We start from the raw sequence: 13,409 nt of genomic DNA, 5'->3' as shown, positions 1-13,409 counted from the left end.
CCAATTTAAAAAAATCCTACACTAATTCGGTACAGATTGTTGGAATGAGGAGATCTTCGTAATCAATCATTATTGTCACTTAGCAAAAATAACAGCCTTCAGTTTTTCCGGATCATCTGACTTAATGGCGATCTTGGAATATTCCTTTTGAATCCCCATAAATAAAGTTGCTTTAACTGGATTTTTCATTTTTAAAATCATATCTGGATAAACCTGCTCAAAATCCTTTGCGATAAAATCAATGGTATCCTTTTCTAATTTACTTTTCAAAACAACAGGATCCTCTACTATGCTCTCAATATCCTGAAAATTAATTTTGACCCGTTTTAATATTCCGAATGATACATAGAGAGCCTTTTCATCTGTATATATTGGATTCAGGCGGATGGATTGAATACTCGCTATCAAAAAAATCACCGAATAGATATTAAGAATCAATAAAATTATAGAAATAACAATAGACTTTTCGTGAAGCCACCAATGAATAGCGAGCGTTTCCACAATAATTGCATGAATCATCATAATCTGAAAGGCGATAAAGTTTGATTTTTTATGGAGTGTTATCCCGTTTGGCGGTGTCTTTTTCCAAGTGAAAAGCGCATAGTAAAAAACCAAAAACTCCGAGCAAATCACATGGATAATCGGGTTATTCTTTACATAATGGTCCACTGCTTTTGGGAATGAAAAAATAACTGGCAATGCGCTTGTTTTCACTTTTTGTATGATGTTAGGAAGGTATCGGAAAAAAGCGATAACAAATAAAAGCTCAAAAAGCACCAATGCTGCTTCTGCACCTATCCCGACCCAAGTAATTGTTGCATAAGGGCCTAACAAGTGAGAGGGAATAAGAAGTCTTGCTATTATACAGCCTGCTGCTGCGAATAAAACAGCTGTCTTGATAGAGAATTTCTTTCTATACAGCATGAAAAATAGTGGCCCGATAATAACTAAATCAATTAACGAGCCTAAAACAACCGGATTAGTCTCCGGCGGTAAAACCTCAGCTCCGACCGCTGTTTGATACAGCATATAATTACTGACCAAAATGAGACTGAGTATCAGCAGCCACAGATACTTACCTTTTTGAATCACATTCATCAACTACACCTCTTCTACAATGGTATTTAAATGGCTAAGTATTCGATCTAAATGTTGCAAATCCTCTAAAGGAAGCTGCCCATAAACATGATAATTGATGTCATCGTTAAGCTCTTGCAGTTTATCAAAATACAATTCTGCCTTCGGTGCCAAATTTAAAATGATTTCACGACGGTTCTCTTTATTAATATGACGCGTGATATATTCCTTCGCTTCCAATTTATTCAGCAGCTGGCTAACGGCGCTCATAGAAGTGTTTAAATGCTGGGATAAATCTTTGGTGGAAGCAATTCCGTTTTGAATCAATTCTAATAGTAACACTTGTTTTGCGGTAAGCTGGTTATCGAGTTCATGCTCATATCTGCTGGCGAGTTGGATATTCAGCTGATTTTGTGAAGCATTGATTTTTTGAATAAGCTTTATTTTTGAGTCCACTATAAAACACCTCGCTTTATAATTAAGTTATCTTAACTATAAAGCAATTTAAATAAAAAGTATTTTTAATTTAAGGGCTCATGTGTAATGAAAATAATTTTGAAATTTCATGTAATATATTCTATACTTTGTTAAGTGACTAAATGTGTAGAATACTAATTAGATTAATATATATGTTAGAAATGCTTCACAAAGATATTGGAGGAATAGAAATGATTTTTGGTGTGTTAAAGGATAATAAAATAGGAGAATACCGTGTGGTGTTAACTCCTGTTGAGGCGGCTGCCATTAAAGAAGATGGACATACCGTTTTAGTTCAAAAGGATGCTGGTTTTTCAGCCGGCTTTACGAATGAACAGTATGAGCAAGAAGGTGCGGAGATGGTAGATACAATAGAAGAAATGTACAAGCGCTGTGATTTTCTTGCCAAAGTAAAAGAAATAGAAGAAAGTGAGTATGGATTATTAAGAGAAAACCAGATTGTTTATACATGTATTCATCCGGCGGCGCATCCGGAGCAAGTACAGGCTATTCTCGACAGCAAGAGTGTTGCGTTTACTGCAGAGGATTCCCATCGTTTTGGCTCCGTCAATTGTGAAGCAGCTGGAAAGCAGGGTGCGTTGATGGGGTTAAATGCGATGCTGACAATCAATGGCGGAAAAGGAAAATTTGTCAGCGGTCTAGCTGGCGCTCCCGGCATGAAGGTACTTATCCTGGGAGGCGGACTAGTTGGAAGGTCTTCCCTGCAGGTTCTGCAATCTTTAGGCGCCTGGTGTACAGTGATGGATGTAAATTACGGGGTACTTAGAGATATCGGCAGGACATATAACGAAAAGGTAAATACGCAACTATCCACAAAGCAGAATATTAAAAAACTGCTCCCAGAAATTGATATGGTGATTAACTGTGTGAAGTGGCCGAAAGAAAATAAAGATTATTTAATTGACCGGGAGATGCTTCACTTAATGGAAAAGGGTTCTGTTATTGTAGATATTAGTAATGATGAAGATGGTGCCATTGAATCCTTCCGCGAAACAACACATGAAGATCCGATGTATGTTGAAAATGGTGTGGTGCATTATTGTGTAAGTAATATTCCGGGAGCGATTGCGAATTCTACCTCAGTAGCTTATGCAGCTTCCGTGCTTCCGCATATTCGTTCTATTTTAAACCATGGCGTGAAGGAGGCCTGCATTCGTGACGGCTTTTTGAGAAGAAGCTTAACAGCCTATAAAGGCTACTTAACACATGAAGAAACAAGTGCTATTCAAAATCGGCCATGGGCACGTCCGGAAGATGTACTCCAGCTGCAGGAGGAAGAAATAGACTTTGCGCCGCCGGCAACGCGGACAAGATCAACTAACTTTTTAAAGATTTAATACAACCAAGAAAAGGGGAGACTAGATGACGATAAACACATTATTAGTAGATTTTGCTTGTGCAAGTATTCTTATTTTATTAGGAATGTTTCTGCGCGCAAAATTGAAATTTATTCAACGAAGTTTTATTCCTGCAAGTTTGCTGGCGGGATTTCTGGGTCTGGCATTGGGACCCAGTTTTTTAAATATTTTGCCGCTTTCCGAACATATTGGTTCTTATGCGGGCGTTATTACGATATTAGTATTTGCGGCAGTAGGGATTAATGGTTTTTCCTTTTCACCGGGCAATATGAAAAAGGATCTTAACCGGATGGGCGCCTATGCGATTTATAAGATTTTGGGGATTGCTCTGCAAATCGTTATCCCAATTGTTTTTGCCATTATCGTTATTTCAAAATTTATTCCAGAGATCAATTACGGGTTTGGATTACTATTAGCAGCCGGGTTCTATGGAGGTCATGGAACAGCTGCAGCAATCGGAATAACCTTTGAGAACCTAGGCTGGGAAAATGCAACGGATTTAGGCATGACAGCGGCCACCGGCGGGATGCTTATTGGTATTTTGGGCGGGCTCATTTTTATCAAATGGGCAACACGAAAAGGCTATACGCAATATGTAAAGGATTTCTCTGAAATTTCGGAGGATTTAAAAACAGGATTAGTAAAGCCTGAAAACCGCACCTCGATGGGGAAGGATACCGTATCGCCTATCGCACTTGACCCATTGGCTTTTCATGTCGCGTTATTGGTGGTTCCTGCCGGATTAGGATATTTATTAAATAACTATATTGCAGAGACCTGGAATTTAGAATTTCCGACATTTACGATTGCATTTATTATTGCGTTATTGATGTATCTTGTTTTGGGAAGAGGTAAAAAAGGGATTTATAAATATGTAGACAGTAAAATAGTAGATAGAATCGGAAGCTCTGCAACAGATTATCTTGTATTTTTTGGCGTGGCATCGATTCAGCTTCCGGTTGTGAGAGAGTACTGGCTGCCGTTGACGTTACTAATGCTTTCAGGACTGGTTGTCGTTGTATTGACCCTCGTCGTAATCGGGCCTGGTATGAACTACGAAAGCTGGTTTGAACGATCTATCTTTGTATATGGCTATTCCACCGGTGTTTTTGCTATTGGGCTAACACTGCTACGAGTTATTGATCCAAACAATAAGTCAAAAACATTAACTGATACTGCGATCGTTGGACCGTTAAATACGCCGTTGGAGCTATTTGCCTGGTCGGCGGGTCCGATTATGCTGATGACCGGACAGCATTGGACGTTTGTTGGTATTTATGTAGCTATTTCGATAGCATGTTTTGTTATTGCGAGGATATTTAAATGGTGGTATTGGAAGATTCCGTTGGGAGAAAGGCCGGCTGTTCCTTTGGATAGGGAGGAATGATGTGTTCTGAAATAGAGTAATAAGAGAAGAAGACTGGCTTCGTGAAAGATTCCGGTCTTCTTCTTTAATTGCTTATACCTATTTTATTTCGTGTTAAAAAATAAAATTTAAAAGCAATTCTGCTAAATAAACATTTATCATAATGGTGCTCTCAACTTTTCTTATGAGACAGCACGCTGCTAATTGAAATAATGTAATTTCTAACCTAGTTTCCTAGGGATAAAATGGGAAGAAAATAGGGAGCAATAACATGGAAACAATGATGCCGACTAAAATCATTGGAGAGCCAGCCTTAACGTAATCCATGAATTTATAGCCGCCTACACTGTAAACCATTGTATTTGCAGGCATGCCAATTGGCGTAGCAAATGCTAAAGAGCCTCCGATTACTGTTGCCATCAGTACAGCTCTTGGATCTGCTCCAATAGAAGTTGCAATGGATAAACTTATCGGTACTAATAGAGCAGTGGTTGCTGTGTTGGACATGAAATTTGTCATCACAGCAGAGAGTGCTAAAATCACAAATAATAATAAATAAGGTGATGGTGTATCTCCCAAAAAGTCTACAATAGAATGTGCAATTAATGCTCCCGCTCCGGTAACATCAATAGCTTTTGCCATTGCTAAAGAACCGACAAATAAAAGGATGGTATTCATATCAATCGATTTCATTGCGTCTTTTTCTGAGATAACTCTTGTTGCTACTAAAATTAATGCCCCAGTCCAAGCGGAAACATGCAGCGGTACACCTATGACATCTTCGAGAATCATCGCCGCTACAGTTAATATTAGAACAATAAGAGATAAATATTGTTTCCATTTGGGAACATTTGAATAATCTATTTGTTGATTGAAAATGGAGTCTTCATTCAATGCTTGTTCTTTATTATTTGGTAAAAATCGGTATCCGAAAAAACAAAAATATAAGATACCAATAATTAATATAGGTAATCCAACTTTTGCATACTCAAAAAAACCAAAAGATAAACCTATATCTTGTAAAGCTGATTGGGCAATCATATTCCCTGGGGCGCCAATCAGACTCAAATTTCCTCCCATCGCCGCTGCGAAAATTAGAGGGAGAAGTAATCTGGATCTGGAAAACCCGGATTTAGCTGCTATGCCAATGATAACAGGTATGAATACAGCTGCTGTGCCTGTGTTTGATAATAGACCTGACATAAGGCCAGTAATTACCATGATAACGGCAATTAACATCCGCTCCGTTTTTGCAAATTTGGTTATGATACTCCCAAAGTTTTGTGCCATACCTGTCTCAAAAAATGCTCCACCAACAATAAACATGGCGATAAATAATAAGACATTCGTATTGACGAACCCATCGAAAGCTTCGCCGGGTTCTAATACTCCTGTTAAAATTAATCCCACAGCAACTATCATTGCTGTAATAGATAAAGGGATTTTTTCCCAAGCGAACATTATGATAGCAAATATTAAAAATAGTAACGTAATTATTTCAGGACTCATTTTATTCCCCCTAAAGTTATAACGTTTAAAAGCTAAAACACAAAGACTGCTAAACTACTTTTTTGGCCATGATAGAAAAGTGGCTATTTGCTGTGATATATAGCTTATATTATTCTGAACTTGTGACCTCTCCATTGCTTGTTCTAGTGTTTGAACGCCGGGAATAACGGATAAGCAAACGTTGATACCGCTTTCGTAAAAACGTGTTAATAAAGAACTGTCGATACTGCCGGCGATAGCAATTACGGGTTTATTTAAGCTGCGTGCGTAATTTGCAATACTAATAGGAGCTTTACCTGACAATGTTTGAGAATCTAATTTTCCTTCCCCTGTAATAACAACATCCACTTGATGAATGACTTCTTTTACTTGAAGCGTTTCCATAAACCAGTCAGCACCATCAAATATTTGAGCATCAAGTGCTAAGCATGCAGCACCTAAACCACCTGCTGCACCTGCCCCTGGAGTATCTTGATACTTTTCTAAAATAGGGGTAATGGTACATAAGCGCTGTATTTGTTCCTCGATTTCAACAGCGTCTTCTGGTGTGATTCCTTTTTGCGGGCCGAAAATAAATGTAGCGCCATTCTGACCAAAAAGCGGATTTTGCACATCTGTTATAACAGATAATGTAATATTTTTAATCGCTGTAAAGCATGTTGAAAAATCTATATGTGTAATGTCTTTTAAAGCAGCAGCTCCCAAAGGAACAGGTTGATCAGATTCGTCTGTAATTGTTACGCCAAGGGCTTGAAGCATCCCTATTCCCAAATCATTTGTAGCACTTCCGCCAAGCGTAATGACCACATTATCTGCCCCATGGTTTATTGCATGCATAATCGCTTCGCCTACACCATATGTAGTCGTATGCAACGGATTCCTTTTATTTTCAGGAATCATTGGCAAGCCACAAATTTGAGCAATTTCAATTACCGCCGTGCCATTATTCATCAGAGCATAATAGCTTTGTATTTTTTCTCCCAGACTGCCAATAACCATACAATCTATTTTTTTCGCAACACCCGAATCAATCAATGCATCAATTGTTCCTTCACCACCATCAGCTAAAGGTTTTTGAATAACTTCTAAATTTTTAATCTCTAATTCTTTAGCTATAATGCCATTAATTTCTGAAGAACTGATACTTCCTTTAAATGAGTCTACAGCAGCTAATATCTTCATTTGTCTCCTCCTTATGAAAAAGTAAGGTACTCAGATAAGCCTATCTCAGTACCTTTTATCATTGCACTTTAAAAGAGCATAAAGAACTTTCAGGAATAAAGTATAAGCGCGCGGTTTTGGTAGGGCTGGTAATCGCGGTACCAGTCCCAACTAAGGAAATCCGCGCCTTTCAGGTTTGCCTTGCCAAGTTTTCTTTAAATATTAGAAAAATGTGAAAATAAAGGGTGCGTTAAAGTGTTAGATTTTTGATAATTGCATTTGTAATTTCTTCTGTATTACTAGTTCCCCCAATATCACGAGTGATAATACCTTGTGCAGTTGTTCGGCGGATAGCCTCATGTACTTTATTGGCTTCTTCCTGCAGTCCGAGGTCTTCTAGCATTAATGCAGCACTGGCAATCGTGCCAATTGGATTTGCGACTCCTTTACCAGCAATGTCTGGAGCAGATCCATGGACAGATTCGAACATACTAGGAAACCGCTTGTCGATTTGTAAATTAGCGCTAGAAGCAATACCAAGGCTGCCAGCAAGGGCGCTTCCTAAATCAGATAAAATATCAGCAAATAAGTTAGATGCAACCACTACCTCTAAATCATCTGGATTAAGTACAAATTGGGCAGCCATAGCATCTACTAACCATTGGTCTGTTTCTACGTCTGGATATTCTTTGCTGACACGTTCAAATACTTCATCCCATAAAACCATTCCGTATTGTTGTGCATTACTTTTTGTAACACTAGTTACCTTCTTTCTTTTTCGAGTACGTGCAAGGTCAAACGCAAAACGGATAATACGTTCACAGCCATGTTCTGTAAAAATAGAAGATTGAATGGCTACTTCTCTTTCATCTGGACGAGCGCTAAAGTTTCTTCCGCCAATTCCAGAGTATTCTCCTTCTGAATTTTCACGTACCAATATCCAATTTAAGCTTTCTGGATCTGGATGAGCGATACGATGATTGATACCAGGAAGAAACTCCACAGGTCTGATATTTGCCCACTGATCTAGCCCTTGGCAAATTGCTATACGAAGTCCCCATAAGCTGACATGGTCGGGTACGCGAGGATCACCCACAGCTCCGAAATAAATGGCATCATAATCTTTCAAAGTTTCTACACCATTTTTGGGAATCATACTTCCGTGCTCTAAGTAATAATCACTTCCCCAATTGAAGTAATCGCTTTCAAATTTAAATTTACCGTCTGATTGTTCCTCCAAGTAAGTTAATACTTTCATACCGGCTGCAATTACTTCTTTTCCGATACCGTCTCCTGGAATTACTGCAAGTTTAAACGCTTTTGTCATAACGCTTCCTCCCTTTATTAAGTTATTTATATCTTAAACAACGTATACGTTAAAGTCAATATTTATTTTATTTATTTATTTTTTGTTCATTCAACCCTTTTAATGTATTCATTAAAAAACTAGCAGATAAGATTTTAAGATCTTGTCTGCTAGTTTTCCTTGCGTAGAACATTTAAAATTTCGGTATGAGATCTGTTTCGATGCTCTTGCATAACATACTTTGCAGCTTGCTCATTTTTAGCAATCATACAGGCGATGATAGCTTTGTGTTCTTGAATGGATTGTTTTGGTAAGGGCCTTTCGTGAATCGTAAAGAGTCTTGCTCGATGACACTGATCATCAAATGTTTCATAAGTATTTGATAAACGATGATTATCAGCTAAATCTAAAATTTGGCGGTGGAATAAATCATCCAGCTTGGACCATCGTTCTAAATCTTCATTTCCTAATGCCTCTAGTTGTTCATCAATCATGTTTTGCAGTTGTTGAATATCTTTATCTGAGGCGTTCTGAGTAGCTGCTTCTGCGGCAATTCCATCAAGTGCCACGATAACACTATAAATTTCTTTTAAATCTTCTGGACGTATCGGTTCTACAACAAACCCTTTACGAGGAACTAAACGAATTAAACCTTCCGTTTCCAGGCGTACAAATGCTTCTCTTACGGGTGTTCTGCTCATTTCTAGAAATGCTGTTATTTCACGTTCTAAAAACATACTTCCTGGCGATAAAATTAGTTCGCGAACGGCAGATTTAAGTATCAAATAAGCTTGTTGAGGTAACTTATAATCTTCAATGTGATCAATGTTTTCTTTTATTTTATGTAATGGAAAATCCATAAAAAACCGCTCCTTCTTAAATATCTGATAAAATAAATGGCAGTTGCATTTGTGAAGCATAGATGTTTTTCGTGATCTATTCATATTATACTAAAGATGTTGAAATAAACAGAAGTAAGAGTATATTCTCGGAATTTCCTTTAATGTTTTATTGATTTCTCATAAGCTTAATTATGTGGAGAAATAACTAACAGATTAAGTCTGGTGCTCATATTAAAAAGAAAACTGGCACCTTCGCCAAATAAAATGTGAAAGTGTCAGCTATTTCTTTTTTAAATGAATTATTTCTTCTTTCGCAAATTCCTTTTCTCTTCCCGGCTAAGTCCGACAGTTAACTGTTCAAATAAAGTATCCCATTGATTCTGAAATGATTTATAAATAAGCGGATATTTTTTCTTCAACTGCAGAATTCCTGCCGCATAGCTTTGGTTGTCATTTTCCAGTTGCTGTTTCTGGTAGACAGGTAATTCATTCATTACCGCAATCATTTTTGCAGCAGATACTTTGCCGGTGTAGAACCATTCATATGCTTTGTAGTAAAGCAGCGCATGAGCATGCATATCACGAGACAATCTGCTGATTTCTTTTTGCAAACGTGCCTGCTTTTTGGTTTCATTATGTGCTTTTTTTATGTCACTATTATTCCGGGTAATAGCATCTGCTAAACCGATGTAAATCTCAGCCTCTTGAAATAGTGCTGCTTTATGAAAATACATATATTGTTCCATCAGTTCATTCTGCAGCTCTTTTACATCATCCGTTTCCGAAACATGCTTTAGATGCTTTTTAAATTTGGAGATGATTTTAGATAGCATAGACCAATTTTCTGTCGTAATGATAATATTAATCCAGGATAGATAGAATGCGGTAGTTGTTTTGGTATCTTCATCTTCTGCTGGTTGAGATTGTTCCATGACTTGCATGGATTTATCAAACTGATTTATCTGAGTGTGAAGATGTGCAAGCGCTGGGGCAAACATGGATGTTTGCTCTGGGAACCTCTCCAATAAATCCTCGTAGGTTTCGATAGCCTTGTCAGGATAGCCATTATCTTGGTAGATATCAGCCTTTAACGTATAGATGACCTGCAACTCTTCGTTGCTTGTCGTCAGTGGGATGATTTCTGAAAATATCTTTTCCATCTCATCAACATCGTCATTAAAACTAGCTAGTTTTAATAGCTTAAATTTAATTTCGCCGCTATCTGGTACGAGCTGATTTAATTTTTTATAGATTTCAAAGGCTTTTTGGTTATCTCCACTGTCCATGGCTTTTTTTGCATCAGCAATTAATTGTTCTGCTTCATCAAGCGGTTTGACTTCTTCTGCTTTTGTATTTTCTTCGGGTGTATGCTGTTGGTCAGCCTTCCCGGTTGAAGCAGCGTCTGTTTTTTTCTTGCCGTGTTTACGATTATTATCGTAAGCTGCTCTTTTCTCAGGATCTCTTAAAACCTCAAAAGCTTCCTGTACTTTGGCATAGCCTTCTGGGTCTGTTTCCTGCGGATGTTTTTCCAAAGCCTGCAGATATTTTTCTTCGATTCTTGCTTGACCAATATTAGCAGTGGTGCCAAGAATCTTATAATAGCTTTCATTCTTTATTTTACTCATAGTGATAACTCCTCATTATTTACGGTCGAAAAAGGATAAAGTTTCTGGCTCTATCCTTGTCGTTATATAGACTAATAAAATCCTTCTATTCATGATAGAAGGAGCTTGTTGTTTTATTTAAATAGGCGGAACATAATAATAATGCCAGCCTGAATCTTGTTATATTCCGTTTTTTATTGTAGCTTTTCTTTTCGAATCTCGCAAGGAAAGGGCGAAATTAAGAGGCAGGAATAAATAGAAATACAAAAGCTGGAAAGTTTCTTTAATCTCATGAAGATGCCCTTGACTGCAGGATGCCGGGTTTCTGCAAGGTTTGAGTACCTTATTTAAAAATGGTATATTTAAGTAAGCATTTAAATAAAACAAAAAGCGGAAAGTGGCTGAACAAGTCACTTTTTAATAGTTAAAGAAAGTAAGGAAGTACATATGCACACAGCTGGTGTAACATCGTTAAAAACAAACGGGACATTCTTCCCCCCATTAATTCAGAAAAATAATTATAAAACCGAAGAAATACAGGTGATGCAGAACACTGTTTCAAAGCTATTGGACACTTCTACCACATCAAAAAAGCCGGGCATGCTTTTAGGACATATCCAATCAGGGAAAACACGCTCCTTTCTCGGATCGATGGGGCTAGGCTTTGATAATGGCTTTGAAGTGGTGATTATTCTGACCAAAAATTCGAATGCCCTTGTCAAACAAACCTTTGAAAGGGTGGAGAGTGAATTTACGGGGTGTATTGAAGAAGATGAATTAGCTATTTACGATATTATGAAAATACCCGTAAAGCTGCGTAAATTTGAATTGAAGAAAAAGCTTGTGATTGTTCTGAAAAAAGAAAAGAAAAATATACAGCGTTTAGAAAGACTGCTATTTGACATGTACCCGGTTTTGACTGCTAGGAAAATGTTATTTATTGATGATGAAGCAGATTTTGCTTCTGTCGCGTATGACAATGTCAAAGATAAAAATATAATTGATCTCAAAGTGATTGCCGGACAAATTGATCAGATTCGCGCTCGATTAGAGAATGCTGCTTATCTGCAGGTAACGGCGACTCCATATTCCTTATATCTTCAGCCCGATGATATGAATATTCATGAGCATAAAGCCTTTCAGCCGAAGCGGCCGGCGTTTACCGAATTAGTGCCGGTGCATGATAAATATGTCGGCGGGGAAATGTACTTTGAAAAATCTAAGGAAGAGGCGCACATGGCGAGTTACCTCTACCATGAAATTCAAGAGGAAGAGCTTGAAATCTTAAGGAAAAGTGATAAGCGGAAGGTAAAGGTGAACCATCTGCTTCATAGCGAACGGTATGAAGGGATTCGCAGCGCGCTGATTCATTTTATTGTCGGCAGTAAAATCCGCAATATACAACAGCAAAAAGAAGGAGAGCGCCTTGAAAAGTATGCTTTTATCATGCACACGATCACGACAAAAGCAGCGCATCAGTGGCAAGAAGAAGTCATGCTTCATATGGAAGAACAGCTCCGCGATGCAATGGAGAAAGAAGACCCTATCTTTGATCAGTTAATTCGTACAGCTTATCAGGATTTTGCGCGCTCACAAAGGAAGGATATGTATTTTCCTGCTTTTGATGAAGTGCTTTCCGATGTGCGTGATGCTTTGATAGAGGAAGAGCTGTTAATTGAAATTGTAAACTCAGAGCAGGATGTCGATCATTTATTAGATAAATCAGGAGAGCTAAAATTACGGACGCCGCTTAACTTCTTTATCGGCGGGCAAATCCTTGACCGGGGGATTACAATAAAAAATTTAATTGGCTTCTACTATGGAAGAAATCCGCAGAAATTCCAGCAGGACACGGTCTTACAGCATTCGCGAATGTATGGAGCACGTCCGCTTGCTGACATGGCAGTTACCCGCTTTTATACGACCAGACGAATTTATGATGTTATGGAGCAGATGCATGAATTTGATACAGAGCTGCGCCGGGCTTTTGAATCTGGAGCAAACAGCGGGGAAGTTACTTTTATTCAAAAGGATAGCGATAATACGATATTGCCATGCAATCCAAATAAAATTCTATTATCAAGCGTACAGATGTTAAAGCCGGGAAAACGGATGCTGCCATCTGGTTTTCAAACGATTGCGAAAAGCTACCTGGAGAGGGAAATGAAAAAGATAGATAAGCATGTGGCGACAATGAAGCAGACAGCAAAAGCAATACATCCCAAAGATGACCGCTGCTTTTTGGTTGAAAAGGAAAAAGTCCAAGAGCTATTAGAAATGATTTATCAAACCTACGTATTCAAAGAGGGCTATGAGTGGGATTTAGAAACGTATGGTGCTGTGATGAATTATTTATCCGAGGACACGGACACGAATCGAAAAGGGCATGTCTGGGTCGTTTTGCGTCAGAACCGTAATATGGCGCGTATTCGAAAAAGCACTGGCAGGTTTGAAGATGCACCGGATACCAAACAGGATGAACTGAAAATAGCACGAAACTTAGCGCGAATTATTCCATCACTGATCTTGATAAGACAAAATGGTGCAGAGGAGCAGGGGTGGCGCGGTGGAGCTTTTTATTGGCCTGTGCTGGTTACACCGGAGGAGACGAAAACAACGGTGTTTGCCGGGAGAGGGGTTAAGGAGAGGTAAAAAGAAGGGAAAAAATAGCAAGGTGAGTATATTTTA

The 13,409-nt window shown here is 38.3% G+C and carries 10 protein-coding genes; 3 read left to right on the top strand and 7 right to left on the bottom strand.

Annotation, left to right across the window (positions count from 1 at the left end; genetic code table 11):
• Positions 1 to 75: 75 nt before the first annotated feature.
• Together ACW0TQ_RS03625 and ACW0TQ_RS03620 are read right to left on the bottom strand one after the other, a co-directional pair.
• Positions 76 to 1,098 carry a hypothetical protein gene (locus tag ACW0TQ_RS03625; RefSeq protein ID WP_042531268.1) on the bottom strand — a complete coding sequence of 341 codons (1,023 nt, stop codon included), beginning with the start codon at positions 1,096 to 1,098 and terminating at the stop codon, positions 76 to 78.
• Between the two features lie 3 nt (positions 1,099 to 1,101).
• Positions 1,102 to 1,533, bottom strand: a complete 432-nt coding sequence (locus ACW0TQ_RS03620; protein ID WP_244882355.1) for a MarR family winged helix-turn-helix transcriptional regulator — start codon at positions 1,531 to 1,533, stop codon at positions 1,102 to 1,104.
• Positions 1,534 to 1,745: 212 nt separating this feature from the next.
• Between ACW0TQ_RS03620 and ACW0TQ_RS03615 the strand changes: the two genes are divergently transcribed.
• Positions 1,746 to 2,912, top strand: a complete 1,167-nt coding sequence (locus ACW0TQ_RS03615; RefSeq protein WP_193062583.1) for an alanine dehydrogenase — start codon at positions 1,746 to 1,748, stop codon at positions 2,910 to 2,912.
• 25 nt (positions 2,913 to 2,937) lie between these two features.
• Positions 2,938 to 4,320 carry a sodium/glutamate symporter gene (locus ACW0TQ_RS03610; protein WP_455725350.1) on the top strand — a complete coding sequence of 461 codons (1,383 nt, stop codon included), beginning with the start codon at positions 2,938 to 2,940 and terminating at the stop codon, positions 4,318 to 4,320.
• A gap of 213 nt (positions 4,321 to 4,533) precedes the next feature.
• Here the strand turns inward: ACW0TQ_RS03610 and ACW0TQ_RS03605 are convergent, their stop codons facing one another.
• The 5 genes from ACW0TQ_RS03605 to ACW0TQ_RS03585 form a co-directional block, all read right to left on the bottom strand.
• A complete protein-coding gene (locus tag ACW0TQ_RS03605) occupies positions 4,534 to 5,808 on the bottom strand; it encodes an SLC13 family permease (protein WP_193062585.1) in 1,275 nt (424 codons plus the stop codon).
• 54 nt (positions 5,809 to 5,862) lie between these two features.
• Complete coding sequence (locus ACW0TQ_RS03600; protein ID WP_368901306.1) at positions 5,863 to 6,990, bottom strand: glycerate kinase; 1,128 nt, start codon at positions 6,988 to 6,990, stop codon at positions 5,863 to 5,865.
• 229 nt (positions 6,991 to 7,219) lie between these two features.
• A complete protein-coding gene (locus ACW0TQ_RS03595; RefSeq protein WP_193062588.1) occupies positions 7,220 to 8,296 on the bottom strand; it encodes a tartrate dehydrogenase in 1,077 nt (358 codons plus the stop codon).
• 149 nt (positions 8,297 to 8,445) lie between these two features.
• On the bottom strand, positions 8,446 to 9,135 hold the full coding sequence (locus ACW0TQ_RS03590) for a GntR family transcriptional regulator (protein ID WP_256705571.1): 690 nt from the start codon (positions 9,133 to 9,135) through the stop codon (positions 8,446 to 8,448).
• Between the two features lie 281 nt (positions 9,136 to 9,416).
• Positions 9,417 to 10,742, bottom strand: a complete 1,326-nt coding sequence (locus ACW0TQ_RS03585) for a tetratricopeptide repeat protein (RefSeq protein ID WP_455725349.1) — start codon at positions 10,740 to 10,742, stop codon at positions 9,417 to 9,419.
• 426 nt (positions 10,743 to 11,168) lie between these two features.
• On the opposite strand from ACW0TQ_RS03585, the gene ACW0TQ_RS03580 reads away from it, so the two are divergent.
• Entirely contained in the window at positions 11,169 to 13,373 is a 2,205-nt protein-coding gene (locus ACW0TQ_RS03580; RefSeq protein ID WP_455725348.1) for a Z1 domain-containing protein, read from the top strand.
• Positions 13,374 to 13,409 lie beyond the last annotated feature (36 nt).

The organism is Oceanobacillus sp. M60 (genome assembly GCF_053839645.1).
This window is presented reverse-complemented; position numbering and strand designations above follow the sequence as displayed.

Coding starts and splice junctions, on each gene's coding strand:
- ACW0TQ_RS03595 (WP_193062588.1), bottom strand. CDS start 8,296: ATGACAAAAGCGTTTAAACTTGCAGTAATTCCAGGAGACGGTATCGGA.
- ACW0TQ_RS03600 (WP_368901306.1), bottom strand. CDS start 6,990: ATGAAGATATTAGCTGCTGTAGACTCATTTAAAGGAAGTATCAGTTCT.
- ACW0TQ_RS03605 (WP_193062585.1), bottom strand. CDS start 5,808: ATGAGTCCTGAAATAATTACGTTACTATTTTTAATATTTGCTATCATA.
- ACW0TQ_RS03625 (WP_042531268.1), bottom strand. CDS start 1,098: ATGAATGTGATTCAAAAAGGTAAGTATCTGTGGCTGCTGATACTCAGT.
- ACW0TQ_RS03615 (WP_193062583.1), top strand. CDS start 1,746: ATGATTTTTGGTGTGTTAAAGGATAATAAAATAGGAGAATACCGTGTG.
- ACW0TQ_RS03610 (WP_455725350.1), top strand. CDS start 2,938: ATGACGATAAACACATTATTAGTAGATTTTGCTTGTGCAAGTATTCTT.
- ACW0TQ_RS03585 (WP_455725349.1), bottom strand. CDS start 10,742: ATGAGTAAAATAAAGAATGAAAGCTATTATAAGATTCTTGGCACCACT.
- ACW0TQ_RS03590 (WP_256705571.1), bottom strand. CDS start 9,135: ATGGATTTTCCATTACATAAAATAAAAGAAAACATTGATCACATTGAA.
- ACW0TQ_RS03580 (WP_455725348.1), top strand. CDS start 11,169: ATGCACACAGCTGGTGTAACATCGTTAAAAACAAACGGGACATTCTTC.